The organism is Sphingobium sp. DEHP117 (assembly GCF_030867385.1).
Taxonomy (GTDB): domain Bacteria; phylum Pseudomonadota; class Alphaproteobacteria; order Sphingomonadales; family Sphingomonadaceae; genus Sphingobium.
This window is the reverse complement of sequence record NZ_JAPFBJ010000004.1, coordinates 33,789-58,999: the sequence shown is the minus strand read 5'-3', so window position 1 is coordinate 58,999 and position 25,211 is coordinate 33,789. Positions and strand designations below refer to the sequence as shown.

Below are 25,211 nucleotides of genomic sequence, written 5' to 3'. Positions count from 1 at the left end.
TCGTCCGTTGCCCTGCTCATGCTGCCAGTTCCGGCAGGAGCGTGGCATAGTCGGCGGCGCGGGTCGTCTTTACCTCCATCTTGGGTAGGTGCGGATAGGAGGCCAGATCGAGCCGGGCGGGTCTGCGCTCGATGCGCGCCAGCGCGATCTGCTTGACCGCATCGAAGCCGATCGCGCCGATATGGATCGCCTCGTTTATCGCCAAGGTGACCACCTCCATCGGGATGGCCTCCAGAAGACGCAGCACCTGGATGAACTCGCGTTTGCCCTTGTTGCCCATCCGCGCCTCCAGGAGGTGACGCAGATGCTGGAACACCTCGGGCAAGTCCCAGCCCTGCAACGCGGCAGCTTGGTCGAGTGCTCCTGGCTTGGTCTCGATCAGCGCCAGATAATGGAGCGGGTTCGCCACGAACATGGCCTCGCCATAGCAGCGCGGGTGACGGGCGATCTCCTCGCTGCCGCACAGGATGACGACCTGATCGACGAAGCCCTTCACCACCACGTCCTGGAAGCCGTAGCGGGTCGGAACCGAGTAGTCGTTGGTCCGGTAGCGCACCAATGCTGTCGACGATACGCGGGCGATCCGCGTCTCGCACGGCTCGAACGTCCCTGACGGCAAGGGACGCATCGCAGCCAGGTCGGCCACGAGCCGCTCGCCGATCGTCTGGCTGTGCCGTCCGGCCCGCTCTTCCTGCCGAGCGCGGCAGCGGCGTTCCAATTCCGCGTTAAAGTCGTCGTAGCTCGCCGCCTGCGGGATCGGCACCATGAAGTGTGTCCGCGCGTGCTTGACCAGCCCTTCGACCTTTCCCTTGTCATTGCCCTTGCCGGGGCGCCCGAAGCGATCGGTGAACAGGTAGTGGCTGACCAGTCCGGTGAAGGCCTGGGTGCGCTCGCGCTTGCCGTCACCGCAGATCTTCGCGACCGCGATCTTCGTGTTGTCGTACAGGATCGAGCACGGCACGGCGCCGAAGAACGCACATGCCGAAACGTGCCCGTCGAGGAAAGCCTCGGTCGTCTCCGCCGGATAGGCCTTCACGAAGCAGGCATCCGACTGAGGCAGGTCCATGCAGAAGAAATGCACCTTCTGCCGGACGCCGCCGATCACCCCCACCGCCTCGCCAAAATCCACCTGCGCGTGGCCCGGTGGATGCGCCAGCGGTACGAACGTCTCGCGGCTGCGCGCTCGGCACTGCCGAACGTAATCCTTCACCACCGTGTAGCCACCGCCATAGCCATGCTCGTCGCGCAAACGCTCGAATATCCGCTTGGCCGTGTGCCGCTGCTTCACCGGCGCTATCCGGTCCTCCGCCAGGATCCGGTCAATCACCGGCAGCAACGGCCCCAGCTTCGGCTTCGCCACCGGCTTCGTGCGCGTGTAGCCCGGCGGCAGCGAGAACCGGCACATCTTGGCAATCGTATCACGGCTCAGGCCAAAGACCTTCGCCGCCTCACGCTGACTGTTCCCTTCCACAAACACAAAACGGCGAACCGCTGCGTAGACCTCCACGGCAAACATCCCTGGCCGCTCCAAAAAGAGCAACCTTATCCAATGGCCGGTTTTTACACCGCCGCGCTCAGCAAAACGCCGGCGCTCCATTGGCCTGGTTTGTCACCGCCATGCACAGCATGGAGTTCCTGCCGCGCCAGGACCTCCTCACCCTGGAGGAACTGGCGGAACTGGCCGATGCCCTGATCGCGCGAGGTGTGCGACGCATCCGCCTGACCGGTGGCGAGCCTCTGGTCCGTCGCGGCATCGTCGGGTTGGTGGAGGCGATCGGCCAACACATCGGCAACGGCCTTGATGAGCTGACGATGACAACCAACGCTACCCAGCTCGCCACAGTCGCGCGCGACCTCCATCGATATGGCATTCGCAGACTCAACATCAGCCTCGACAGCCTCGACCACGAGCGCTTCCGGGCGATCACCCGGCGCGGCGACCTGGACCAGGTGTTGGCCGGGATCGCCGCCGCGCAAGACGCGGGCCTCGCCGTGAAGATCAACATGGTTGCGCTCAAGGCGCTCAACGAAGATGAAATCGGAACAATGGTTGGCTGGTGCGGCGAACGGGGATTCGATCTCTCGCTGATCGAGACGATGCCGTTGGGTGCGGTGGAAGAAGACCGGACCAATCATTATCTGCCCCTCGACCTCGTGAAACGTCGGCTGGCGCGCGAATATGTCCTGATTCCGTCGCTCCACCGAACCGGCGGACCGGCGCGCTATTATGACGTTGCCGAAACCAGTCGGCGGATAGGCTTCATTACGCCCCTCACCGACAATTTCTGCGCCGGCTGCAACCGCATCCGCATATCGGCTACTGGCACCATTTTTGGTTGTCTCGGCCGCGACCAGCGCATCGAACTGCGCGATGCGATGCGTGTTGGTGGCCGGGATGCGATCGACGCGGCGCTGGATGCCGTAATGACCGCCAAGCCACTCCGCCACGAGTTCGACATTGCGCGATCACAGCCGGCTGTCGAACGCCATATGAACGTCACTGGCGGTTGAGCGCCTCCATGATCTTTTGTTCGCCGACGCAGTATGGCCGTTACTTTTTGCGCGGCTGGTCGATTGATTTTCATAAAATTGGTCTGCCTTGAGAAAATTGGTCCATTTCTGAAGAGAGCCCGAGCGGGCGAAAGGAATGGAGAAATATATGGGACGTCAGCGATTTACGCCGGAACAGATCATCGCGAAGCTGCGTGAGGTTGATGTGATTGTCGGGCGAGGCGGGACCACCGACGAGGCCTGTCGTCAGATCGGGATTGCCGAACAGACGCTATATAGGTGGCGTAAGGCGACAGCCGCTGCTTCATATTCGTTGATAATGTCGGTCTTCTTCGCCATGATAAGCTCGTACGCACTACGTTGTTCGACTGTCGCACGAGCTTAATCGCGCGGTCGATTCAGCTACCGTAGTAACGGCCTGTCATCAACAGCCAGCGCGTTCGTTTTTTGCCGTTTCTCTTTGACAATCCAGTTCTAAAGAAACGCTTGGAATCGGATGCGTCCTAACCGATCTGATGACAGACGAATTTCAAATTGAGATACTCATCGATCCCATATCGTGATCCTTCCCGCCCGAGACCGGATTCCTTCACCCCACCGAAAGGCGCGACCTCCGTCGAAATCAGGCCGGTGTTGAGCCCAACCATCCCATATTCAAGAGCCTCACTCACCTTCCAACTGCGCTCAAGGGATTGCGTGTATACATAAGCCGCCAAGCCGCTGTCCGTGGCATTCGCCAAATTGATCGCCTCATCCTCTGTCTGGAAACGGACGAGGCCGGCAAGGGGGCCAAAGGTTTCCTCCCGACATAGGAGAGCATCCGGCGAAACATCTACGAGAACGGTCGGCTCGAAGAAATGGCCTGCCCCGGGCACTCGTCGCCCTCCGGTCAATATCCTGGCACCATGTTTGACGCCGTCTTCGATATGGCTTTCGACCTTTGCAACGGCACGTTCATCGATCAATGGCCCCTGATCCGCGCCGGTCGAAAGACCCGGCCCGACGGCAAGCGCGCGAACACGTGCCGCCAGCTGCCGGGAAAAGGCTTCATAAACGCCGGATTGGACCAGAATGCGATTTGTGCAGACGCAGGTCTGACCTGAATTCCGGAACTTTGATGCTATTGCGCCTTCAACCGCATCGTCGAGTTTCGCATCATCAAAGACAATGAACGGCGCGTTTCCACCCAATTCGAGGGAAACCTTCTTCACGGTGCTCATACAACGGGCGGCGAGCATCTTGCCAACGCCTGTCGAACCAGTGAAGGTGAACTTGCGAACGCGCTTGTCAGCCGTCAGCACATCGCCGATCGGCGCGGGCTGACCGGTCACGATATTGAAAACTCCCGCCGGCACTCCGGCCTGGTCGGCCAGCCACGCCAAAGCGAGCGCTGAAAGCGGCGTCAATTCCGACGGCTTCAGCACCATGGTACAGCCGGCAGCCAGAGCTGGCGCTGCCTTTCGGGTGATCATGGCGAGCGGAAAATTCCAGGGTGTTACAGCGCCTACCACACCCACGGGTTCGCGTCGCACCAGGAGACGGTGGTCGGCCGCATGAGGTGCTAAGACATCTCCGTTCACACGCTTCGCCTCCTCCGCGAACCATTCGATGAACGATGCCGCATACACCACCTCGGCCTTGGCCTCGTGCAACGGTTTGCCTTGCTCGGCCGTCAGAAGGCGCGCCAGATCATCCGTATGGACGAGCACCAGATCATACCAGCGCCGCAAAATCGCGGCCCGCTGCTTGCCTGTAGCTTTTCGCCAATCGGTCAAGGCACGATAGGCCGCGTCGACGGCACCTTCGGCCTCGCGATACCCGAGATCCGGGACCGAGCCGACCAAGGAGCTGTCTGCCGGATTCAAGACGTCGATTCGCGCTTCGCCGTCGATCCATGCGCCATCGACAAAAGCTTGCGCCCGGAGCAGTTTTGGCTCCGCAAGGCTAAGATTCACGTTTGCTATTTCCCTGAAATCCAGTTTGGCATTCCCTAACAAATCCGGCCGATGGATGCCTTCGCGGTATGGACACTCTCATTTGATGAGAAGCCATCCATTCTGATAGCTGATGCATGTAAACGCCCGACGATACTCGCGGAATCTTGATTGCGCGAAACCAGATGAGAAGCGTTAGTCCGGCGTGATAGCGACCAGTTTCGAGACACGCACCGCGCTTCGAGGGCGTCGCGCACCGCTCATCAAGGCATCGTCTGCGATCGCATGGATGCTATAATAGATCAGCGTTGATAGCGCGTGGGGATCATCCACACACCATGCGCCCTCCAGCGTTCCTTGTGAAAGCAGATCGCTGATATAGCCCACAAGCCCGTCGTTCACGGCCACGGATCTGAGCGGCGTATCCCCACTGAAGAAGATCACATCCCGCAACTCGGGCGTGTCCAGATAACTTTCCACCGCCGTCTCGACCAGAAGATCGATCCGCGTGAAAAAATCGTCGGATTCGCAAAGACTGATCCTGCTTTTGACACGGTTCAATATCATGTTGCAGAAGTTGTCCCGAAGTGCCGCACGCAATTCGGTCTTACTTGAAAAATAATGGTAAAGTGTGCCCTTAGCGAGGCCAGTTTCAACGCAAACGTCATCCATCGTCGTCGCGTCATAGCCTCGCTCAACAAACAATCGCCTCGCCGCTTCCAGAATTTCGACGCGCCGAAGCTGAGCCTTCCTCGGACCGGGCGGGGCACCGGCCGGCCGGCGAACTGCGGCCGCGACCCTGCGTCGCCGGTCCCGAACGACCCGTTTCACCTGAACAGTCTAGCTGGCAAGCGGCTCACCCTCCCAAATCTCGGTACCAATTTGCGATTGGGCTTCCTTTGAATAACGAGGTCCCGAAACGGCGCCAAAAGCGAAAAGGGCGTCCACTTGGTCAAACACGACCTCGGAGATGGTCAACGACAGGGTATCCAGAATTTCATCGAGATGATCAATGTTCGTGGTCCCGGGGATCGGAACGACGAAGTCGCGCTTTGAAAGCAGCCAGGCGAGGCAGAGCTGCGCCGGAGTGCAATCTGCAGCCCGGGCCAACCCAGCCATCTGATCATAAAGCCCGAGGTTCCGCGTCAAATGAGGTTCCTGGAACCGCGGCATCGCGGCTCTCAGGTCGCCTTGCTGGAAACCTGCCGTACCCACACTTCCCGCCAACAAGCCGCGAGCCAGAGGCGAGAAGGCGATAAAGCCAATCCCGAGCTCCTCGCAGCAATCGAGTACGGCAAGTTCCACATTGCGCGTCCAGGGCGAATATTCGGTCTGGACAGCTGTCACCGGATGGATCGCATGTACCGCGCGGATCGTTTCTGCCGATACTTCCGACAAACCGATCGTGCGAATTTTTCCTGCCTCCACTGCCCGCGACAGGGCGCCGACCGACTCTTCCATCGGTACCTTCGGATCGAGGCGGTGAAGATAGTAGAGGTCGATGACATCGGTCCTCAATCGTATCAATGCTTCATCCAATGTCTGCGTGATCGCCGCCGCCGAACCGTCGAGACCGCGTTTTCCATTGATCTCGCCAAGCGCGCATTTGCTGGCAAGGACGAAATCCTTGCGGCGATGTCCCAAGGCACGCCCGATCAGCGTCTCATTTGCTCCGAACCCGTAGAGAGCAGCCGTATCGAAGAACGTGACGCCTCTATCCAACGCATGTAACAGTAGCCGTTCAGCTGCTTCAGCCTCGGGACGCGGCTGATACCCATGCGAAAGGTTCATGCAGCCAAGACCAATTGCTGACACGGAAAACGGGCCTAAAGCGCGCTTTGGAAGGGTCGCGGTCATACTATGCTCTTCCTGCCTGTGGTAGCGCGAAGGGATCAGCGGACAAGCTGCGCTTCCAGTTCGCCAAGCACGCGATAGCAATCGAATACGCCGGCGACTGAGGAATTGGGCTCGCGACCCTCGCGGATGGCCGCGACGAACTCACGATCCTGTAACTCGATGCCGTTCATCGACACATCCACCTGGGAAACGTCGATCGGCTCCTCCTTGCCGTTCACCAGGTCGTCGTAGCGCGCGATGTAGGTGCCGTTATCGCAGATATACCGGAAATAAGTGCCGAGCGGTCCGTCATTATTGAACGACAGCGAAAGGGTGCAGATAGCGCCGGTTTCGCTCTTCAATTGGATCGACATATCCATCGCGATCCCAAGTTCCGCATGGATTGGCCCCTGCAGCGCATGTGCCTCGACGATCTTTCCGGCCTGATAGGCGAAAAGGTCCACCGTATGCGCGGCATGATGCCACAGCAGATGGTCCGTCCAGCTACGCGGCTCACCCTTCGCGTTGATGTTCTTGCGGCGAAAAAAATAGGTCTGGACGTCCATCTGCTGGACGTTCAGTTCTCCGGCCCGGATCTTGTTGTGCACATATTGGTGCGACGGATTGAACCGACGGGTGTGGCCCACCATGCAGACCAGACCCGTTTCCTTCTGCTTGGCCAGGACCGCTTGCGCGTCTGCCCAGCTGTCCGCCAGCGGAATCTCTACCTCGACATGCTTGCCTGCCTCCATGCAGGCAATAGCTTGCTTAGCGTGCATCTGCGTAGGCGTGCATAGAATGACCGCATCGACGTCGTCGCGGGCAAGCGTTTCATCGAGTTCTGTAGTGACGTGGCCGACACCGTATTTCTCGGCTATCGCCCGGGTCGGCTCCAGCTCGCGGCCGACCAGCGAAGTGACGGTCACGCCATCGATGTTCTTGAGGCCATCCAGGTGCTTCTCGCCAAAGGCGCCCGCACCAGCCAGTGCAATCCGCATATGTGACATTTCCTTATGTTGGGTTGCTTCGCGAAGCAGCCAGTTGCAGTTCAGCGAGCCCCTGCTCGAGGTCATCAAAGGCCTTGCGTATGCGTCGAGTAGACGCCTGAAAATCAGTCGCTCTCTCGTCTAGCGCCACCGCCGGCCAGCGAGCTTGATGCTCAGCCAGCGCGGCGCGCAAGACCGACAGGTTTTTGCGAAACCGCGACCAGGCAGCCGAAGCACTCGCGTGCGCTTGCCAGTCATTCGTAGAATTGCTGACAAAGCCCAGCTTGCGCGACAATTCGAGCCTCAAACGAACCACTTCCTTCCGCCAGTCAGGCGGTTGGTCCTGGACAACCGAGGCGATCGATTGTTGCGTCTCACGCAGTTCGATCACTCTGGCCTTGAGGTCTTCGAAGTCCACTAGACCTCCGATGACGAACTCTCAGCCGGCCTCAATATGAGATGTCCGACCGCGGTATTGGACGCCGGGACGTGATAGTGCCGATGCAATGGCTTGACCATGCGGCCCAGCGCCCCGCGCATGATGAGCCACATCACCATTTCGATGCCTTCGGAGCCCGTCTCGCGCAGATATTCGATATGGGGAATGGTACGAAGCGTCTCCCCGTCATTTGTGCTCATCAAATCGAGGAAGCGGTTGTCCCATTCCGCATTGATCAGGCCCGCTCGAGGCCCCTGCAACTGGTGGCTCATACCACCCGTACCCCAGACCTGCACGTTGAGATCTTCGGGGAAGCTCGCCACTGCCCGCGCGATCGCCTCGCCCAATTGCCAGCACCGGTTGCCCGATGGCGGCGGATATGTGACCACATTCACGGCAATCGGAATGACCTTTACCGGCCAGGCCTCGGGCTGACCGAACATGAGACTGAGCGGAACGGTCAAGCCGTGGTCGACGTCCATCTCGTTGATGATGGTCATGTCGAACTCGTCCAGGATCAGGCTTTGCGCAATGTGCCAAGCAAGGTCTGCATGCCCGATCACCTCCGGCACCGGCCGCGGTCCCCAGCCTTCATCACAAATACCGTAGCGATCGGCGCAGCCGATCGCGAAAGTGGGGATTATCCGCATGTCGAAAGCCGACGCATGGTCATTGTAGACAATGATGACTACGTCGGGCTTTTCTTCGGCGATCCATTGCTTCGACCAGTCATAGCCGGCAAATACCGGCGCCCAATAAGGCTCGCCCGTCTTGCCGTTGTCGATCGTGGCGCCGATCGCGGGAATATGGCTTGTCGCGACGCCGGCGGAAATGCGGGCCATCACCTTTTCTCCCGAATCGAGCGGACGCCTTCAGGCGAGCGGCCGCCGGCAATCATCATCGCCTGATAGTCCTGGGGGCTCATGCCGGTCATCGTGCCGACGGCCTGTAGGAAGCTGAGCCCATCCGTCGAGAAGACCTTGGCCAGAAAATAGATATTGCCGCCGAGATCGAGGCAGCGATTATAGTCCCGATCCAGAACGGCCTGCTTCTGATCCTCGGTCATCGGCCATTCATCGATATAGGCACGCTCATCGGCTTTCCAGCGCTCACGGTTTTCGGCTTTCATCAGGCTCATCGCGAACTGGTTCATCCAATAGCCCTGCCGGGCACGTTTTGCCGTATAGACCCGCGTGCCGGGGATATCGTCGAACTCGGCCAAATAGGCGTGAATATCCCTTGTTCGACCAGTCACCGCCCATCCTCCCAGGTATAAGACAAAGGGGCTTCCCGAAAGGCGAACCTGTCGAGATGGCTCTCGATTACCCCCCGCAGGGTTTCAGCCTCTTCCGCGCCTGATGTGCGCAGGACGATACGGATACCCTCCGGATCGCTGGTAAAGCTCGCTGAAGCCACGTCAGAAAAGGGGACTAGGCCTTCTCCATCGGCATAGGACGTCTCGAACCGGTGGCTCCAATGCTTGATGAGCTGCTGGACATATTTGTCACCGGAAGCAGTCGAAACGAAGGCTTTCGAAACGAAGCTCACAGCCCTCTCTCCTTCAATCGGGAATCGAGCCGCGGAAAAACCCGGCGGGCGTTCCCTTCGAAGATCGCATGACGCTCCGCGTCGCTGATCACGAGCGCGTCCACATAACGCTTGGTATCGTCGAAATAATGGCCGGTGGTAGGATCGATGCCGCGCACCGCACCGACCATTTCCGAACCGAACAGGATATTCTTGTTGTCGATCACATCGGCCAACAGGTCGACGCCTGGCTGGTGATAGACGCAGGTGTCGAAGAAGATGTTGTTCATCAGATGCGCATCGAGGGCCGGCTTCTTCAGCATGTCGGCCAGGCCCCGGTAACGCCCCCAATGATAGGGGACGGCACCGCCGCCATGCGGGATGATGAAGCGCAAGGTGGGGAAATCCTTGAACAGATCTCCCTCGAGCAACTGCATGAAGGCGATCGTGTCGGCCGCGATGTAGTATCCGCCCGTGGCATGCATCGCGGGATTGCAGCTGCCCGACACGTGGATCATCGCCGGAACGTCCAGCTCCACCATCTTCTCGTAAAAGGGATACCAGTAACGGTCTGTCAGCGGCGGATGCTGGAAATGGCCGCCGCCCGGGTCGGGGTTCAGATTGCACCCGATAAATCCCATATCGACGCAGCGTTCCAGTTCCGCGATGCTGTTCACCATGTCGGCTGCGGGCGATTGCGGCAGCATGCACACGCCAACGAAAGTTTCCGGATAAAGGCCGACCACGCGCGAGATCAGGTCGTTGCAGCGGATCGCCCATTCCTTCGCGACACCGGCATCACCGACATGCGGGGCCATCGCAGACGCCCGGGGAGAGAAGATCGTGAGGTCGGCGCCACGCTCTTTGATCAGGCGAAGCTGGTTGGATTCGATGGTGTCACGGATTTCATCGTCGGAAATCTCCGGATAGGCCGGCGCAGGCACGCCCGCTTTGAAAGCCGCCTTCTGCTCCTCTCGCCAGGCATCGTGCCCCTTGGGCAGCACGGTATAATGACCATGGCAGTCGATAATCAGACTCATGCGGCGTCAACCCTCCCCACTAGTTTGGATTCCAGATCGGTGATTTTCTCGATTTTCGCGGAAAGCCCTTCCGGCGGAGGTGTGACCCCCAATCGACCCAGACGGCGATGCAGCGCGACAGCCTCGCGAGTCATCCCGCTTGCTGCCCCCAACCCTTCGAGCGTGAGCGCAACTTCTTCCATCTCGGCGGCGCGGCGCAGGCCATGAACCATCATCCGGTCGAGATTATAGTCCGCCTTGGCATCCCATTCGGGGCCGAGCGAGCCGAGCACTTCAGCCGTGACCCCTGCCCTTTCCGCCGCGAGCACGCATTCTGCGGTGAGGGCTTCGATACCTTTCACCATCACCGAACGGATCATCTTGATCGCCGAGGCCTGACCGACCTTGTCGCCCACTACCCGGATATTCGTGAAACCCAACCGCTCCAGTGCCGCCGCCGCGTCGCTCCCTCTGACGCCGCTCAGCAACAGCGGTACGGAGAGCTTGGCGGGATTGACCGGCGCCATGACCGCCACGTCCACATACCACCCGCCGGCAGCTTCAATCGTTTGTGCGGCGATGCGCTTGGTTTCAGGCGCCACGCTGTTCATGTCACAGAACATCGCAGCAGGAGCGACCAGCGAGGCGGCGGCGCGCGCGGCCACGACGGCTTGATCTGCCGTCACCAGCGAAAGCACCAGCGGCGAGCGGCTCACCGCATCGGCAAGCGTGTCGCTTCCCGCAACGCCAGCTGCCAGATACTCACGACGCTTGCGGTCGGCGCTGGCCGGATCATCGGTCAAAACGTCGAAGACACGCGCCGAAGTCGACCAGGACCCTGCTTCCGCAAAGCTGCGGCCCGCTTCTCCGAAACCAATCAAAGCGACAGCAATCTGATCCATTTGCCGAGATTAGCGGCAACCGTCCACGCACCGCCAATCGGATTGGCACCTAATGCATTAGAAATTACGAAGTGTGTTCGTCGCGCAGCACTGCGGCCTGTTCCTCGATAACCTCGATCAGAGCAGCCTGTGCCGGCGTAGGCCGCCAATCCGATCGGACGGTCAAACCGATGGTGCGCGACATCGGACGCACCGGGCCTGCAATTCTCACGAGCCACCCCGCCTCCAGTTCCACACTGACCTGATCGGGCGACAGCAGAGTGAGGAAATCGCTTTCGACAAGAATTTGCCGGACGATCATGACTGAGCCGCATTCCATCGGCACGCGTGGTGGCGTAACGCCGACCTCCTCGAACATCGACTGCCAATGCGCCCTTAACGGCGTACCAGCCGCGGCCACGATCCATGGATACCGCGCGAGCGCCGCAATCGTCGGGGGCCGGCGGGCCTGCGCCAGCGGGTGGTGCGCGCCGGCAAGAATGATGAGCGGATCGTCGAAAAGTTCTCTCTGTGCCATATCTGCCGATATATTTGTCCTCGCCGCACCGACCATCATATCGATATCGCCGTCACGCAGCGGCCCCGTCAGCTCGGCATAGGAGCCCTCCATGATGACGATATCGATATCCGGCTTCGCGCGATGAAACGCTGCGACGGCGCTCGGTAACAGGCGCGCACGCGAAAGCGGCATCGCTCCGATCGTGATGCGCCCTCTTTCGTGGCCTCGCAATGCGGCCAGCTCAATATCCGCCGATCGAAGCTCGGCAAGCGCGAGCCGGAAATTGCGCGCCATCGCCAAGCCGCGCGCCGTCAGGACAACACCCTTGCCGCGCCGCCTCACAAGATCCTGTCCCAAAGCGAGCGAAAGGTCGCTCACCGCCCGATGCAGCGATGCTTCGCTCAGACCCATGGCCGTCGCAGCATTTGCATAACTTCCCGCTCGCGATAAGCCGAGAAAAGCGGAAACCTGCGCCGCCGTCGCGCGCGTTTGCCCCAGAAGCCGAATGATCGCGGTAGCGCGCGGCGCCAGGATTCGTGCCTCATCCGTGGGGATCATGCGGCGCGGCTGCCGTTCGAAAAGCGGCACCCCGAACCGCAACTCCAGCTTGGCGATTCCCTGCGTCACTGCAGGCTGGGTAAGGTGAACCTCACGCGCGGCTGCCGTCACGCTTCCACTTTCCATGATCGCCAGAAAGGCGCGCAGATGCCGCAGATTCACGTCCAGCCGTTCCATGCTGCACGATTAGCAAATTCTTATTCATCGGGCAAAGAACGGATTTGCTGCAAGGACGGAACGGCGCGCATTCTCCCAGTTATCGTTGCCAAGGAGAGCGTTGTGTCGGGTTTAGTCGTCCAATCTATCGAGCGAGCGGAAGCGCCGGTAATCGACGCCCTCGCCTCTTGCGGCGTTGCGACGGTCCATGAAGCGCAAGGCCGCACAGGGCTGCTCGCCTCCCGCATGCGCCCGATCTATGCAGGCGCCCGTATCGCGGGCTCGGCGGTCACCATCTCCGCGCCTCCCGGGGACAACTGGATGGTGCATGTCGCCATCGAGCAGCTGCAGCCCGGCGACATTCTCGTGCTCGCCCCCACCTCGCCTTGCGAAGACGGCTATTTCGGAGACCTTCTCGCCACCTCGGCGATGGCACGGGGTTGCCGGGGGCTGGTAATCGATGCGGGGGTACGTGACGTGCGCGATCTGACGGCCATGGGCTTTCCTGTCTGGTCGAAGGCCATCTTCGCACAGGGTACGGTGAAGGCGACGCTGGGATCGGTCAATGTCCCCGTCGTTTGCGCAGACGCCGTGATCCGTCCCGGTGACGTGATCATTGCAGATGACGATGGGGTCTGTGTGGTCGAGCGCGAACGCGCCGCCGACGTGTTGGCAAAGGCCCAGGCACGCGAAGCCAATGAGGAAACGAAGCGTCAACGGCTCGCTGCCGGGGAACTCGGCCTCGACATTTACGATATGCGTGGCCGCCTCGCCGAAATGGGCCTGAAATATGTCTGACCCCACCCGCGTCATGTGGATGCGTGGCGGCACATCCAAAGGGGGCTATTTCCTCAAAGATGACCTCCCTGCCGATATCGCGGCACGCGACGCCTTCCTGCTCCGCGCGATGGGATCGCCCGATCCCCGCCAGATCGACGGGATGGGCGGGTCGGATCCCTTGACAAGCAAGGTGGCCGTGATCTCGAAATCCGAGCGTCCCGGCATCGATGTCGACTATCTGTTTCTTCAGGTATTCGTCGACAAGCCTATCGTTACCGATGCACAAAATTGCGGCAATATCCTGGCCGGCGTCGGTCCGTTCGCGATCGAACGCGGATTGGTGCCGGCACAGGACAGCGAGACGCGTGTCACCATCTACATGATGAACACCGGCCAGATTGCCGTGGCGACAATCGAAACACCGTCAGGGCGCGTGCGCTATGACGGGGCGGCAAGGATCGACGGCGTACCGGGCACGGCGGCTCCGATCCCGCTAGAGTTCCGCGAAACGGCAGGCTCATCCTGCGGCGCGCTGCTGCCTACCGGAAATGCCTGTGACATCGTGAACGGCGTGCCGGTCACGTTGATCGACAACGGCATGCCCTGCGTCGTGATGAAGGCCGAAGACGTCGGTGCGGCCGGCTACGAGAGTCGTGACGAGCTGGACGGCGCCAGCGATCTCAAGGCACGGATCGAGGCGATCCGCCTTGCCGTCGGCGAACGAATGAACCTCGGCGACGTGCGCGAGAAATCCGTACCCAAGATGATGCTGGTTGCACCACCGCGCGACGGAGGCGCCGTCACGGTACGCAGCTTCATCCCCCACCGCGCACATGCCTCGATCGGTGTTCTCGGCGCGGTCAGCGTCGCCACCGCCTGCTTGATCGAGGGATCGCCCGCCGCGCAGGTCGCGTCAATCCCAGGCGGTGCCCGCAAGACCCTGTCGGTGGAGCATCCTACCGGCGAGATGAGCTGCGTCATGGAGACGGATGCAGACGGCCAGGTCACCAGCGCCGCCATCTTGCGTACCGCGCGCAAGCTTATGGATGGAGAGATTTTCGCATGAGTCGTATCGTAAGCTGGCACGCCGATCCCTCACGCCCGCGGTTTGTACCACCCGCCGGCGCGGTCGATGCGCACTGCCATGTCTTCGGACCGATGGCGCAGTTCCCCTTCAGCGCGAAGGCCAAATATCTTCCCGAAGATGCCGGGCCGGACATGTTGTTCGCGTTGCGCGACAGGCTCGGTTTCTCCCGCAACGTCATCGTGCAGGCCAGTTGCCACGGCACGGACAACAGTGCGACGCTGGATGCAATCGCAAAATCCGATGGACGCGCGCGCGGGGTAGCGGTTGTCGATCCAGCCATCAGCGATGCCGAACTTGAAAACCTGCACCAAGGCGGCATTCGCGGCGTGCGGTTCAACTTCCTGAAACGGTTGGTCGACGATGCGCCCAAGGACAAATTCCTTGAGGTCGCCCGTCGCATCCAGGGCCTCGGCTGGCATGTCGTCGTCTATTTCGAGGCGGATATCCTGGAAGAACTCCGTTCGTTCCTCGACGCCATCCCTACGCTGATCGTCGTCGACCATATGGGGCGGCCCGATGTCACGCAAGGACCGGATGGACCGGATATGCGTGTCTTCCGGGCACTCCTCGACAGCCGCGACGATATCTGGACCAAGGTGACCTGTCCCGACCGCCTCGATGGCAGCGGCCCGCCATGGGATGCTTTCGCACAGGCCGTGCGCCCCCTTGTCGAAGACTATCCGGATCGCGTCCTGTGGGGCACCGACTGGCCGCACCCGAACATGCAAGATGCAATTTCGGACGATGGCGCGCTGGTCGATATGATCCCCCGCATCGCACCGACGCCTGAGTTGCAACATCGCCTGCTCGTGGACAACCCGGCCAGACTCTACTGGCATGATTAAAGCATGGATGCTGTCACCGTCGAAACGGGGGCATGCGCTTCATTGGCATGGAGATCGATAGCCGCCAACCAGTCTGAACCAGGCTGCGGCGGTTCCGCAGTTGAGTTCACGCAGACGGAGGGCGGGCATAGAGGGGGATACCTTATGACCGTCACGACATCGAAAGCCGAAAGCGCAGGCTGGGGCTCAATCTTTCTTGTCTATTGTTACGGTCTGCTTGCCATAGCGTCCGCCGGCAAGATGGCGCCGATCGCAGCGGATATGGGCAAGGCGCTCGGCTCTTCTCCGCAGGAGATCGGCTGGATTATCGGTCTCCTGTTCATTGCTCCCACACTCGGCTCAACCCTGGGCGGGTCAGCAGTCGATAGGTACGGTGCTCGGCCCATGCTCGCTGGCGCATGTGTGCTCATCGTGATCGCAAACGCCATTTGCTACATAAGCGACAGCTTGGGCCTGATCGAAGCGGCACGTCTGATCGAAGGTATCGGCTTTGTAGCGATCACCGCTGCCGCTCCTTCGCTCCTCATCATGACTACATCGGGAAAACGGCAAACCGGGGCCATGGCGCTCTGGTCGACCTATTTCGCCGCAGGCATAAGCGCCGGTCTGCTCCTTGCCGCTCCATTCTCCGCAACCGAACACTGGCGTCTGCCATTCGTCATTCATGGTGCGGCGGCAGCCGGCCTTGCCCTTTCCGTCGGCTTGCTCCCGGTGCCTGGACAGACGTCCCGCGGAACCGCTGGCAACGACGACGCCTTGCGGGCGGTGATCGGAGAATCGGGCGTACTCCGGTTGGCGGCCGCATTCGCGATACTCACCATCGCTGGTTTTGGCGTCAATATCGTCATGCCTCAATACATGGCCAAGACTCTTGGTGTTTCCGTATCCATGGGATCTGCTGCCGTAGCGATCTCGAATATCGCCAGTATCTGCGGAGGGATATTGACCGGCTTTCTTCTCTCCCGCGGTCACTCGTTCAAGCTCGTTGCCGCAACCATATCCGTCTTAGCCTGTATGGCGAGCATCTCTCTTTTCCTGCCTCAATCGAGCGTAACCTTAACGATTGTGAGCTTGATGGTCTGGGGTTTCGCCACGCCTGGTACGATGGTGGCGGTGGTCATGATCATGATTCCACGCGTTCTCAAGAACACCGCTATTGTTGGCCTGGCTAACGGTGTTGTCGTCCAGAGCGGCTCTGCCGCCGCGTTCTTCGTACCCGCAATTTACTTCTCTTTACTGGCCAATGGTATCTGGTGGTACTTTGCCCTTCTCGGCCTGGCCTGCGTCATCTTTGCTTTGATAACACTCCTTACCATCCAGCCGACGGGCGGCATGATCGACGATGGTGCAAATATCCACTAACGCCATCTGAACACATGAACCGCCAGTCGCGGAAATGGTGGGGAGGATTGGAGATGGCTGTGCGGGAATGGGACGGGAGTATGATCGGAAAGGGTAGCGCACCCCTATACGAACCTATCCAACCGCTGGGCGCATGACGTGCTCTCCGGCAATTACTAAAGACGAATGCACATGTGCGTGCGACCGATAGTGCTGGCCGCCGGCCGTTCGAGCCGGATGGGCTTCGACAAGCTCCGGACCAATCTGGGCGGACGGCCAGTGCTGGCGCATATCGTCGATACAATCGAACAGGCGGGTTTACCGCCGCCTCATATCGTAACGGACGCGGATGCCGCTGAACTCAGGGATATCCTTGGGAAGCGCGAACTATGCCAGACCCGAGCTTCCGACGCCCGTCGGGGAATGGCCCATTCATTGATCGCTGGGATCTCCGCGCTGCCGCAAGATACGCGTGCTGCGATCATTTGTCTGGGCGACATGCCATTTGTCCCGGCAAGCCTCTTGCAAAGGATGGCTCAGCAAGCGACCCCATCGACGATTTTGGTTCCTATAAGCGATGGGCGAAGGGGGAATCCGATCACATGGGGTTCTGATTTTTTCCCCGCGCTGCTGAATCTCTCAGGTGATACTGGCGCACGCTCACTTCTCGAAAAATATCGCGCGTCTGTCGTTCCCATCCATATTGACGATCCCGGTATTCACTTTGACCTGGACACACCGGCAGCGTTGGCGGCCGCACAAAGTCAATGGAATCAGAGGCACGATGGTTTAACCAGACTACCGACCAAGCTTAGCGATCAATCACCGGATCGATGAGAATGGCCCGGAAATCGTTGACGTTCGTGCATGTGGGTCCTGTTACGACGAGATCGTCCAGCGCAGCGAAGAAGCTATAGGAATCGTTGCGGCGCAAATAGGCCGCAGCATCCAGTTTCTTCCCGGCAGCGCGCGTCAAGGTCGACGCGAACGCAACAGCTCCCGCATTGTCGCCGGCGCCATCCAGGCCATCGGTATCGACTGCCAGCGCCGCAATCCCTTCCTGCCCCGCTGTCGCCAGCACAAAGCCCAGAAGATATTCGCTGTTCCTGCCTCCTCTGCCTCGGCCGGAGACGGTCACGCTCGTCTCTCCGCCGGACAGAATGCATGCCCTACGCCCCGCTCGAAGCGTTTCGAGCGCCAGCTTTGCATGCGCGGAACCCAATTCACGCGCCTCCCCCTCCAGGTCATCCCCCAGAATGATCGGCTTGTAGCCGACGCTTTCGGCGCACCGGGCTGCTGCAATGAGAATATCGCCCGGCTTGACGATCAGGAACGCACTATCACCTGCCCGTCTTGATCGATCGTCAGGTGAGGGATTATCCAAACCCTTCCGCAGGTGCCGGTTGATGGATTCCGGAACATCTATGCCATATCGCTCGAGAATCGGTGTCGCCGCAACGGCTTCCGCCGCATTGGCAATCGTCGGACCAGACCCGATCTTGCGAATGTCGTCTCCCGGTATGTCTGAGACGGCAAGAGTGAGCAGGCGCGCCTTACCTACCGCATGCGCCAGTCGGCCGCCCTTCACCGTGGAAATCTGCTTGCGCACCGCATTGATTTCGGAAATTGTTGCCCCGCTTTTCAGCAAGGCCTTGTTCAGTCCTTGCTTATCTTCAAGGCTGACGCCTTCGGGCAAGCCGACAAGAAGCGCCGAAGCCCCGCCAGACATCAGCGCGATGACGAGATCATCGTGAGAAAGATCTTTGACCAACTCCATCATGCGGTCCGCAGCCACCACGCTGTTCCCGTCGGGAACCGGGTGACCAGCCTCCAAAATCTGAATTGGACCGGAATAGGAAGGCGATTGATGGCCGTAAGGCACAACGACGGCGCCGGAAAGCGGGGCCGGCCAAAGTCTGGCAAGCTCATTCGCCATCGCTGCCGCGGCCTTGCCCCCTCCGATGACGACGGTTCGACCGAGAGGAACTGAGGGGAGAAAGCGCTCAAGCTTGCCTTCGACGCCGGCAGCGTTCAATGCTGTCGACAGGAGAGCATCAAGCTGTACCCTTTGCCTCGCCTCGAGATCAACGAGCGCGCTCATTTCGAGACACCTACGCCATTTTCGACCGGCCGGCCGGCAAAGAAAGCGGCGATATCGCGCGCCAAGCTTAAGCCCATACCTTCCCTTGCGCGTCTCGTCGCACTTCCGAGATGCGGCAGGAGGAAGGTGTTAGGTGCCTCTACAAGATCGCGGCGAATATCGGGCTCGCCGACAAAAACGTCGAGCCCGGCGCCGCCGAGCTTGCCGGATTGCAACGCCGCAATCAGGGCTGTTTCATCGATCAACCCTCCCCGTGCCGTGTTGATCACGATCGCACCAGATTTCATCGAAGCTATGCGCTCTGCATTGAGCCAGTTTTGCGTCTCCTCGGTCAATGGCAAATGCAAAGATAGAAAATCGCTGCCAGCCAGGACTTCCTCCATCGATGAACAAATGATCGTCCCGGGAGGGGGTGGATCACCCGCGGACGATGAACGGACCGAGGTCAGTATGTTCATGCCAAACCCTGCCGCTCGGCGAGCGACCGCGCGGCCGATCCGGCCAAAACCGAGAATACCCAAGGTCGAGCCGTGAATATCCGTACCGACGAGCTGGTTCGGTTCCCAACCGGTCCACATCCCCGACCGCAACAAAGCCTCCGCTTCGCTTGCGCGCCTGGCCGCTCCGAGGAGGAGGAGCCAGGCTATGTCCGCCGTGGCTTCGGTGAGCACGTCGGGCGTGTTCACCAATGCTATTCTCCGAGCTTGCAGCGCCCTGAGATCGATATGGTCGATACCCACGGAGTAAGTCGCTACAAGCCGGATGGAAGGGGGTAACCGATCGATAAAATCCGCGGTCACCTTGTTCATCAAGGTGCAGATGAGAGCGTCAAAACCGTTGCAATTCTCAAGAACGCGCTCAGGAGCGGACTCACCGGGAAGGATCGAAAGATCGGCGAAAGATTGAATTTCCCCGACAACCCTGGCGGGCATTGCATATGTCGCCAGGACCCTCGGACGAGCCTGCAGCGAACCAACCTCTTGCGACAAGGAAATCCCCCCAACTACTGTGGAATGGCAGCGTAATGCCAACGGCTTGACCACCGGCTAAAGACCGGAAGGAATTGTCCGCCGCATGCCTAATTCTTGCTCTTCACAACATACTTCGATATAGAACCGTTTACAAGAAGGTTGGCCTTTCGCTCGATCGTTTTCAGCCGCGAAATGGAGACGGAAACCGGAAAAAGAAGCAACTGCTCGCTTCGATCGGTGGACCAGCATTCCAGAGCGCGGCGATGCGATCGCCATGGCGTTCAAAAGAGTGTAATCGAGTGGATCAGGCGGATGCCAATGCTGTTTTATCGATCGGACAAGATGGGGTTTTCATAGAAAAGTGGGGAATTCCATCCGCCGAGTTTGCCCCAGCTTCAGCGGCGGGCGCGATCACATCGTTGCGCACCGTTCGTACCCATGCTCTTCATAGCTCCCCCATCACCGGTCCAAGCGGCCGAGCATATCATAGGGGGCTCCTGCGATGGCGGCGTTGGGCTGCGTCAAGCAGAGGGCTTTGGAGGGACCGATACAAGCAGCCATCGGCTGTCAAAGGACCAAGAAGTATAGCGCGTGAATCCTTGGCACGGGGAGGGGCGCATGCAGCTTGAGGGCAATGATTGGCCTACCTTCGGTTGGATTTCCGATATCCGCCCGTGCCTTGAGAGCGCCCGCCGGCAGCATCGCAATGTCGTCCTGGGAACGATCACACGCCTCGTCGGCTTTTCGCCGCGTCCAGCAGGAACACAGATGGTGTTCGATCAGGATCGGGCCGGCGGCTATTTTTCCGGAGGATGCCTGGAAGCGGATGTGGCCAACCATGCCGCTGAAGTGCTCCGCGATCGCACTCCCAAGACACTGCTTTACGGACAGGGAAGCCCCTGGATCGACATCAGGCTTCTTTGTGGCGGAACCATAGAAATCCTCCTCGAATCCATCGATTCCGAGGAACCCGCGGTCGCCGAATTGGGGTCGTGCGGCTGAGCGGAACAGGAAAGTGTCATAAGGCACTGTTTGGCTCGATACAGCGATAGATGGTGGCCGGGTGAACGTTGAAGGTCCTTGCGACGGCGCTAATGGACTTACCCTCGAGAACGAGTTGGCGAGCGAGCTCCGCCTGATCTGGGCGCATTTTCTTTGGGCGTCCGAAGCTCACACCGCGCGCCATCGCCGCCTTTCGCCCCTCCTCGGTTCGGCTCAATATGAGAGTCCGCTCGAACTGGGCGATCCCAGCGAATACGGTCATGATCATCACGCCAGACGGGGACGTGGTATCGGCCCAAGGTTCATCAAGCGATTGTAATCCTGCCTGCTTTTCCTTGATGCGTTCCGCGATGTGCAGGAGTTCGATGGTGGATCGCGCCAAACGATCGAGGCGGGCGACGACGAGAACATCGTCTTTGCGCAGGTGACCCATCAGCTTTTCAAGCTCGGGCCGGCCACGAGCGGCCCCCGATATTTTCTCTTCGAACATCATTTCACAGCCCGCCTCCGAGAGCCGACCGCGCTGGATTTCCAAGTTCTGATCCTCGGTGGAAACGCGCGCGTAGCCGAGCTTCATGCGACTGCTCCAGATATTGTGCGAAAGTTACTGCAAAACAATTTTGTTTCGCACATATGTTTTGCGAAGAAATTCGCCTTGTTTATCGGCATGGGCCGTCCCCTTCGCAAAAGTTGAAAGTTTCGCACGGTATGCCCACCCGTCACCTCACTGACGCCCAGCGTCAGGGCTTTGCCCGCTTTGATGGCGAACCGTCGGCCGATCAACTCGCGCGATATTTCCATCTGGACCAAACTGATCGCGACCTCATTGGAACTCTGCGCGGCGACCACAATCGGCTCGGCTTTGCCGTGATGCTGACGAGCGCCCGGTTTCTGGGCGCATTTCCAGTCTCGCCCGCCGAGATCCCAGCGTCGGTCCTGGCGGCCGTGATCGAACAACTCGCTCTTGAACCCGGCACGGACGTGGACGCCTATTTTGCGGGAAGCCGACGCATCCGGCACCTCGCGCGGCTCTGTTGCAAAGATTGGCGGCAGTCAGAGGTAGGCTGTCGCTCTGCGCCGATCAGGCGGCTGCTGCGAAATGGTGGTTGAGCATGCCCATGGCCTCCGTCAGCGCCGAGGGCCCAATGCCAAAAGCTCTCTCCACAAGGCGCACCTCGCCCCTGATGCCGGGCTGCAGGCACCAGGGGCGAGCCTGTCCTTTGCGCAGGGCTCGCATGACTTCGAATCCCTTGATCGTGGCATAGGCCGTGGGGATCGATTTGAAACCGCGCACCGGCTTGATCAGTATCTTGAGCTTTCCGTGATCGGCCTCGATCACGTTATTGAGATACTTCACCTGCCGGTGGGCCGTCTCCCGGTCCAGCTTTCCTTCGCGCTTCAATTCGGTGATCGCTGCACCATAGCTCGGCGCTTTGTCGGTATTGAGCGTGGCAGGCTTTTCCCAGTGCTTCAGGCCTCGCAGGGCCTTGCCCAGGAACCGCTTCGCTGCCTTGGCGCTGCGGGTCGGCGACAGGTAGAAATCGATCGTGTCGCCCCGCTTGTCGACTGCCCGGTACAGGTAGGTCCACTTGCCCCGCACCTTGACGTAGGTTTCATCCAGGCGCCAGCTCGGATCAAAGCCACGCCGCCAGAACCAGCGCAGCCGCTTCTCCATCTCCGGGGCGTAGCACTGGACCCAGCGATAGATCGTCGTATGGTCGACCGAAATGCCGCGTTCCGCCAGCATTTCCTCAAGGTCGCGATAGCTGATCGGATAGCGACAATACCAGCGCACCGCCCACAGGATCACATCACCCTGGAAATGGCGCCACTTGAAATCCGTCATCGTTCCGTCCGTCCAATCTCCGCCAAGCATGCTCAAGCTTCACGATTTTTGCAACAGAGCCCTCCTGTGACAAATGGCTCTCCCCCAGCACCGGAACCAGCGCGCTGTCCCCGATCAGGCGCAGCGTATCGCACAGCAATTCGATGCTCTTGGCGAGACGGTAGGGCTCGCGCGCGCCTTCGGGCATGTCGCAGTCGCGGATGGCCAGGGCGATCTCGCGCAGTTCGCGGGTGATGTGGAAGGCGCCGTCGCGCCCCTCGGGCAGCGCGCCGAACAGCCGCTCGATCGCCGAGGCGGAGACGATCAGGAGAAGCTGGTCGTCGCCGAGCGTCGCGGCGGAGGGATCGGCATGCCAGCGGACCGTGGCAGGGGTACCGACGCAGCCGAGCGTGTAGCTGAGCGCAACCGGTTCGGCCGGCCAGGGGCGTTGCGGCAACGCGCCCGCGCCTACCATTGCCGCCATCTCGTGGGAGACCTGTACCCAGTCCCGCTCGACCATCCAGCGCATCCTCTCATCCTATCGAGGAAAAGCTAGACCTTCCTGATAGGTTTGTCGAGACCTATCAGAAAGGTAAAGGTCATGTGGCGAGCGAGGTCGAATCGCGCGGCGCGTGGCGCATCGCCAGGGGGAAGGCGAGCGAGGCGATCGCCGTGATCACGACGCCGACGATCGCGAGCGCGGTGCCCAGATGGCTCTCCCCGCCCAGCAGGCCGCTGACCAGCGTGATCAGCGGCGGCGCCACGCCGAAGCCGAGGACGCCGGCCAGCGCCACGAACAGCCCAATGCAGAATCCGCGCAGCTCGTTGGGCAGCAGGACCGTGATGGTGACGCCGACGATCAGCCCGGCGGCTGTGCCGCAGAACAGGAAGAGCCCGAGCATCAGCGCGAAACTGGGCACGTCGGGGGCGAGCGGGAAAAGTGACATCGGCACCGACAGGGTCGTCGCCGCGATCGCGCCGATCAGGATGCCGCCACGGCGCGGAAGGCGATGGCCCCAGTCGGCGACAAGACCGCCCAGGATCGATCCGATCACGCCGGCGGCGAAGACGACCAGGCCCATCCACTGGGCGAACTGATCGGGCTGGAGCCCATAGCTGCGGCTCAGCACCGGCGCGGCCCAGATGCCGGCGGCGGTATCGATCATCGCGACCGAGAGCTGGCCGGCGAACAAGGGAAGGATGAAGGCACGCCGGTCCCAAAGTTCGCGCATCGCGACCGAGAAGGGAGCATCGGCGCCCGCGACCGTCTCGCGCCGGGCCGGCTCGCGGACGAACAGCAGCGGCAGGCACACGATCACGCCGATCGCGGCCACGGCGAGATGGACCCCGCGCCAAGGCGCGACCGGGCCGATCCATGCGGGAAGCACCATCGTGCCGAGCATGCCGAACAGCCAGCCGCCCAGCGCGAACGCACCCGCGCTGCCGCCCCATTTGCCGAGCGTCAGGACCAGCATCGCGCTGCCGCGCTGGGTCGGCGGGCACATGTCGGCCGCGATCGAGATAGCGGCGGTGACCGAACAGAAGCCGCCCACCGCGACGAACATCCGGGCGATGAACAGCCCGGTGACGCTGTCGGCGAAGGCGGTCAGCACCAGCCCGATCGTCCAGCCGAGCACCAGCAGGAGCAGGAGCCGCATCCGGTTGCTGCTGTCGACCAGTCGTCCGATCGGCACCGCCAGCACGGCGAGCGGCGCCGCCGCGCCCACGCCCTGGATGAAGCCGAGCTGGTTGTCTGTCAGGCCCAGTTCGGCCTTGGCGGCCTCCTGGACGATGCTGAAAAGGAAGATCGACATCGTGCCGATGGCCAGCGCCAGCGCCAGGGCGAACAGCGCGGGCAGCGCGGCGGACAGGCGCGGTTCGGCGCGCGTTGGGTCAGGTGCGAGGGGCAAGGAACCTCCTGAGGGCCGACTGGCTGAGCTGCCGCGCCTGCCGGCTGACATAGGCGTCGGCCTGCAGTTCGAAGGCGTGGAAGGCTCCGGGAAAAAGATGGAATTCGATCGGCACGCCTGCGCGGGCGAGGCGGCGCGCATAATCGAGATTCTCCTCCAGGAAGAGATCGAGCGCTCCGGCGTAGAGGAAGGTCGGCGGCAGGCCTGACAGGTCGGTCGCGCGGGCGGGCGCCGCATAGGGCGAAACGTCGGCGCCGCCGGGCGCATGGCCGAGCAGGGCTTCCCAGCCGAAGCGGTTCTTTTCCGGCGTCCAGACATATTCGCCGACGAAGGGATGGGGTTCGGCGCCGCTGCCGTTGCGATCGTCGAGCATCGGATAGATGAGCTGCTGGAAGGCGAGGGGATATTCGCCGCGGTCGCGCGCCAGCAGCGCCAGCGCCGCGGCAAGGCCGCCGCCCGCGCTTTCGCCCATCACGCCGATCCGGGCCGTATCGAAACCCTGTTCGGCGGCGTTGGCGAAGACCCAGGCAAGGCCGGCATAGCAGTCCTCGATCGAGCCGGGAAACACGGTCTCGGGCGCGAGCCGATAGTCGACCGAGACGATCGCGCAGTTCAGCTCGATCGCCAGCGGCCCGTTGGACATGTCCCGCTGATCCGCGGTGCCGGCGACAAAGCCGCCGCCATGGATGTGATAGATGACGGGAAGCGGGGCGGCGGCCGCGTCCTTCGGTCGCAGGACGCGCAGCTGGATGTCGGGGCCCCCCGCAGGGCCGGCGACGGTCTTCACCTCGATCGCCGCGTCGGTCTGCGCCGGCGGCAGCATCGCCCTCAACTGCTCGCGCAGCGCAGGCAGGCTTTCGCGGCTGAGCTCGCTGTCCGGAAACTGCTCCAGAACGGGCAGGAGTTCGGGGTCGACGAGGTGGCGGCTGTTCACGGGCAGATCCTTTCCAGCGGACATGACGGAGGCCCGGACGGAACCGGG

Annotated in this window: 27 protein-coding genes and 1 pseudogene; 9 read left to right on the top strand and 19 right to left on the bottom strand. The window is 61.0% G+C overall.

Features of this window, described 5'->3' with window-relative positions:
- Window positions 1–16: 16 nt before the first annotated feature.
- Window positions 17–1,516, bottom strand: a complete 1,500-nt coding sequence (istA, locus tag OOT33_RS16255) for an IS21 family transposase (protein ID WP_184081891.1) — start codon at window positions 1,514–1,516, stop codon at window positions 17–19.
- 101 nt (window positions 1,517–1,617) lie between these two features.
- Between istA and moaA the strand changes: the two genes are divergently transcribed.
- Both moaA and OOT33_RS17955 read left to right on the top strand, forming a co-directional pair.
- Entirely contained in the window at window positions 1,618–2,511 is an 894-nt protein-coding gene (moaA, locus tag OOT33_RS16250; RefSeq protein ID WP_373690598.1) for a GTP 3',8-cyclase MoaA, read from the top strand.
- 148 nt (window positions 2,512–2,659) lie between these two features.
- A pseudogene (locus tag OOT33_RS17955) lies at window positions 2,660–2,800 on the top strand (transposase); the annotation flags it as partial.
- A gap of 214 nt (window positions 2,801–3,014) precedes the next feature.
- On the opposite strand, the gene OOT33_RS16245 reads toward OOT33_RS17955, so the two are convergent.
- The 11 genes from OOT33_RS16245 to OOT33_RS16195 form a co-directional block, all read right to left on the bottom strand.
- Entirely contained in the window at window positions 3,015–4,466 is a 1,452-nt protein-coding gene (locus OOT33_RS16245) for an NAD-dependent succinate-semialdehyde dehydrogenase (protein ID WP_017184799.1), read from the bottom strand.
- Between the two features lie 174 nt (window positions 4,467–4,640).
- Window positions 4,641–5,276: a TetR/AcrR family transcriptional regulator gene (locus tag OOT33_RS16240; protein WP_081095131.1), complete on the bottom strand. Its 636-nt coding sequence runs from the start codon at window positions 5,274–5,276 to the stop codon at window positions 4,641–4,643.
- 9 nt (window positions 5,277–5,285) lie between these two features.
- Window positions 5,286–6,302, bottom strand: coding sequence for an aldo/keto reductase (locus OOT33_RS16235; RefSeq protein WP_026002705.1), 1,017 nt, complete (start codon window positions 6,300–6,302; stop codon window positions 5,286–5,288).
- Between the two features lie 35 nt (window positions 6,303–6,337).
- On the bottom strand, window positions 6,338–7,279 hold the full coding sequence (locus tag OOT33_RS16230) for a Gfo/Idh/MocA family oxidoreductase (protein WP_017184802.1): 942 nt from the start codon (window positions 7,277–7,279) through the stop codon (window positions 6,338–6,340).
- 13 nt (window positions 7,280–7,292) lie between these two features.
- Entirely contained in the window at window positions 7,293–7,685 is a 393-nt protein-coding gene (locus tag OOT33_RS16225; protein ID WP_017184803.1) for a hypothetical protein, read from the bottom strand.
- Window positions 7,685–8,548, bottom strand: coding sequence for a class III extradiol dioxygenase subunit beta (locus OOT33_RS16220; RefSeq protein WP_017184804.1), 864 nt, complete (start codon window positions 8,546–8,548; stop codon window positions 7,685–7,687). Before OOT33_RS16220 ends, OOT33_RS16225 begins: the two co-directional genes overlap by 1 nt.
- Window positions 8,548–8,961, bottom strand: a complete 414-nt coding sequence (ligA, locus tag OOT33_RS16215; protein ID WP_026002706.1) for a protocatechuate 4,5-dioxygenase subunit alpha — start codon at window positions 8,959–8,961, stop codon at window positions 8,548–8,550. Before ligA ends, OOT33_RS16220 begins: the two co-directional genes overlap by 1 nt.
- The gene (locus tag OOT33_RS16210; RefSeq protein ID WP_017184806.1) at window positions 8,958–9,254 is read right to left on the bottom strand and encodes a DUF2218 domain-containing protein; all 297 of its coding nucleotides are present in this window, start codon (window positions 9,252–9,254) and stop codon (window positions 8,958–8,960) included. The genes ligA and OOT33_RS16210 overlap by 4 nt, the downstream gene beginning before the upstream one ends.
- A complete protein-coding gene (locus tag OOT33_RS16205; RefSeq protein ID WP_017184807.1) occupies window positions 9,251–10,273 on the bottom strand; it encodes an amidohydrolase family protein in 1,023 nt (340 codons plus the stop codon). Before OOT33_RS16205 ends, OOT33_RS16210 begins: the two co-directional genes overlap by 4 nt.
- Complete coding sequence (locus OOT33_RS16200; protein ID WP_017184808.1) at window positions 10,270–11,154, bottom strand: NAD(P)-dependent oxidoreductase; 885 nt, start codon at window positions 11,152–11,154, stop codon at window positions 10,270–10,272. Before OOT33_RS16200 ends, OOT33_RS16205 begins: the two co-directional genes overlap by 4 nt.
- A gap of 64 nt (window positions 11,155–11,218) precedes the next feature.
- Window positions 11,219–12,388 (bottom strand): LysR substrate-binding domain-containing protein, encoded by a 1,170-nt coding sequence (locus OOT33_RS16195; RefSeq protein WP_017184809.1) that lies wholly within the window; start codon window positions 12,386–12,388, stop codon window positions 11,219–11,221.
- Between the two features lie 102 nt (window positions 12,389–12,490).
- Here OOT33_RS16195 and ligK point away from each other — a divergent pair, with 102 nt between their 5' ends.
- From ligK to OOT33_RS16170, 5 genes are all read left to right on the top strand, one after another.
- The gene (gene ligK, locus OOT33_RS16190) at window positions 12,491–13,165 is read left to right on the top strand and encodes a 4-carboxy-4-hydroxy-2-oxoadipate aldolase/oxaloacetate decarboxylase (RefSeq protein ID WP_026002707.1); all 675 of its coding nucleotides are present in this window, start codon (window positions 12,491–12,493) and stop codon (window positions 13,163–13,165) included.
- On the top strand, window positions 13,158–14,213 hold the full coding sequence (locus tag OOT33_RS16185) for a 4-oxalomesaconate tautomerase (protein WP_026002708.1): 1,056 nt from the start codon (window positions 13,158–13,160) through the stop codon (window positions 14,211–14,213). Before ligK ends, OOT33_RS16185 begins: the two co-directional genes overlap by 8 nt.
- Complete coding sequence (locus tag OOT33_RS16180) at window positions 14,210–15,079, top strand: amidohydrolase (protein WP_026002709.1); 870 nt, start codon at window positions 14,210–14,212, stop codon at window positions 15,077–15,079. The genes OOT33_RS16185 and OOT33_RS16180 overlap by 4 nt, the downstream gene beginning before the upstream one ends.
- A gap of 144 nt (window positions 15,080–15,223) precedes the next feature.
- Window positions 15,224–16,441: an MFS transporter gene (locus tag OOT33_RS16175; protein WP_017184813.1), complete on the top strand. Its 1,218-nt coding sequence runs from the start codon at window positions 15,224–15,226 to the stop codon at window positions 16,439–16,441.
- 165 nt (window positions 16,442–16,606) lie between these two features.
- The gene (locus OOT33_RS16170) at window positions 16,607–17,257 is read left to right on the top strand and encodes an NTP transferase domain-containing protein (protein WP_081095482.1); all 651 of its coding nucleotides are present in this window, start codon (window positions 16,607–16,609) and stop codon (window positions 17,255–17,257) included.
- Here the strand turns inward: OOT33_RS16170 and OOT33_RS16165 are convergent.
- Together OOT33_RS16165 and OOT33_RS16160 are read right to left on the bottom strand one after the other, a co-directional pair.
- Complete coding sequence (locus OOT33_RS16165; RefSeq protein WP_026002710.1) at window positions 17,232–18,521, bottom strand: glycerate kinase; 1,290 nt, start codon at window positions 18,519–18,521, stop codon at window positions 17,232–17,234. The two genes, OOT33_RS16170 and OOT33_RS16165, sit on opposite strands and share 26 nt — an antisense overlap.
- Window positions 18,518–19,453: a D-glycerate dehydrogenase gene (locus tag OOT33_RS16160; RefSeq protein WP_129927481.1), complete on the bottom strand. Its 936-nt coding sequence runs from the start codon at window positions 19,451–19,453 to the stop codon at window positions 18,518–18,520. Before OOT33_RS16160 ends, OOT33_RS16165 begins: the two co-directional genes overlap by 4 nt.
- 657 nt (window positions 19,454–20,110) lie before the next feature.
- On the opposite strand from OOT33_RS16160, the gene OOT33_RS16155 reads away from it, so the two are divergent.
- Complete coding sequence (locus OOT33_RS16155; protein WP_307751042.1) at window positions 20,111–20,494, top strand: XdhC family protein; 384 nt, start codon at window positions 20,111–20,113, stop codon at window positions 20,492–20,494.
- Window positions 20,495–20,510: 16 nt separating this feature from the next.
- On the opposite strand, the gene OOT33_RS16150 is transcribed toward OOT33_RS16155, so the two are convergent.
- Window positions 20,511–21,071, bottom strand: coding sequence for a recombinase family protein (locus OOT33_RS16150; RefSeq protein WP_011950653.1), 561 nt, complete (start codon window positions 21,069–21,071; stop codon window positions 20,511–20,513).
- A gap of 131 nt (window positions 21,072–21,202) precedes the next feature.
- Between OOT33_RS16150 and OOT33_RS16145 the strand changes: the two genes are divergently transcribed.
- Window positions 21,203–21,604, top strand: a complete 402-nt coding sequence (locus tag OOT33_RS16145; protein WP_307751039.1) for a DUF4158 domain-containing protein — start codon at window positions 21,203–21,205, stop codon at window positions 21,602–21,604.
- On the opposite strand, the gene OOT33_RS16140 is transcribed toward OOT33_RS16145, so the two are convergent.
- The 4 genes from OOT33_RS16140 to OOT33_RS16125 form a co-directional block, all read right to left on the bottom strand.
- A complete protein-coding gene (locus tag OOT33_RS16140) occupies window positions 21,576–22,340 on the bottom strand; it encodes an IS6-like element IS6100 family transposase (RefSeq protein WP_001389365.1) in 765 nt (254 codons plus the stop codon). The genes OOT33_RS16145 and OOT33_RS16140 overlap by 29 nt on opposite strands.
- The gene (locus OOT33_RS16135) at window positions 22,306–22,848 is read right to left on the bottom strand and encodes a hypothetical protein (protein ID WP_307751038.1); all 543 of its coding nucleotides are present in this window, start codon (window positions 22,846–22,848) and stop codon (window positions 22,306–22,308) included. The genes OOT33_RS16140 and OOT33_RS16135 overlap by 35 nt, the downstream gene beginning before the upstream one ends.
- 70 nt (window positions 22,849–22,918) lie before the next feature.
- Window positions 22,919–24,229, bottom strand: coding sequence for an MFS transporter (locus tag OOT33_RS16130; RefSeq protein WP_232333061.1), 1,311 nt, complete (start codon window positions 24,227–24,229; stop codon window positions 22,919–22,921).
- A complete protein-coding gene (locus tag OOT33_RS16125; RefSeq protein WP_307751026.1) occupies window positions 24,213–25,163 on the bottom strand; it encodes an alpha/beta hydrolase fold domain-containing protein in 951 nt (316 codons plus the stop codon). Before OOT33_RS16125 ends, OOT33_RS16130 begins: the two co-directional genes overlap by 17 nt.
- Window positions 25,164–25,211 lie beyond the last annotated feature (48 nt).

Coding starts and splice junctions, on each gene's coding strand:
- OOT33_RS16140 (WP_001389365.1), bottom strand. CDS start 22,340: ATGACGGATTTCAAGTGGCGCCATTTCCAGGGTGATGTGATCCTGTGG.
- OOT33_RS16205 (WP_017184807.1), bottom strand. CDS start 10,273: ATGAGTCTGATTATCGACTGCCATGGTCATTATACCGTGCTGCCCAAG.
- OOT33_RS16200 (WP_017184808.1), bottom strand. CDS start 11,154: ATGGATCAGATTGCTGTCGCTTTGATTGGTTTCGGAGAAGCGGGCCGC.
- istA (WP_184081891.1), bottom strand. CDS start 1,516: ATGTTTGCCGTGGAGGTCTACGCAGCGGTTCGCCGTTTTGTGTTTGTG.
- OOT33_RS16180 (WP_026002709.1), top strand. CDS start 14,210: ATGAGTCGTATCGTAAGCTGGCACGCCGATCCCTCACGCCCGCGGTTT.
- OOT33_RS16165 (WP_026002710.1), bottom strand. CDS start 18,521: ATGAGCGCGCTCGTTGATCTCGAGGCGAGGCAAAGGGTACAGCTTGAT.
- OOT33_RS16185 (WP_026002708.1), top strand. CDS start 13,158: ATGTCTGACCCCACCCGCGTCATGTGGATGCGTGGCGGCACATCCAAA.
- OOT33_RS16150 (WP_011950653.1), bottom strand. CDS start 21,071: ATGAAGCTCGGCTACGCGCGCGTTTCCACCGAGGATCAGAACTTGGAA.
- OOT33_RS16235 (WP_026002705.1), bottom strand. CDS start 6,302: ATGACCGCGACCCTTCCAAAGCGCGCTTTAGGCCCGTTTTCCGTGTCA.
- OOT33_RS16160 (WP_129927481.1), bottom strand. CDS start 19,453: ATGCCCGCCAGGGTTGTCGGGGAAATTCAATCTTTCGCCGATCTTTCG.
- OOT33_RS16220 (WP_017184804.1), bottom strand. CDS start 8,548: ATGGCCCGCATTTCCGCCGGCGTCGCGACAAGCCATATTCCCGCGATC.
- OOT33_RS16175 (WP_017184813.1), top strand. CDS start 15,224: ATGACCGTCACGACATCGAAAGCCGAAAGCGCAGGCTGGGGCTCAATC.
- OOT33_RS16145 (WP_307751039.1), top strand. CDS start 21,203: ATGCCCACCCGTCACCTCACTGACGCCCAGCGTCAGGGCTTTGCCCGC.
- OOT33_RS16230 (WP_017184802.1), bottom strand. CDS start 7,279: ATGCGGATTGCACTGGCTGGTGCGGGCGCCTTTGGCGAGAAGCACCTG.
- OOT33_RS16170 (WP_081095482.1), top strand. CDS start 16,607: ATGCACATGTGCGTGCGACCGATAGTGCTGGCCGCCGGCCGTTCGAGC.
- OOT33_RS16155 (WP_307751042.1), top strand. CDS start 20,111: ATGCAGCTTGAGGGCAATGATTGGCCTACCTTCGGTTGGATTTCCGAT.
- OOT33_RS16195 (WP_017184809.1), bottom strand. CDS start 12,388: ATGGAACGGCTGGACGTGAATCTGCGGCATCTGCGCGCCTTTCTGGCG.
- OOT33_RS16135 (WP_307751038.1), bottom strand. CDS start 22,848: ATGCGCTGGATGGTCGAGCGGGACTGGGTACAGGTCTCCCACGAGATG.
- moaA (WP_373690598.1), top strand. CDS start 1,618: ATGCACAGCATGGAGTTCCTGCCGCGCCAGGACCTCCTCACCCTGGAG.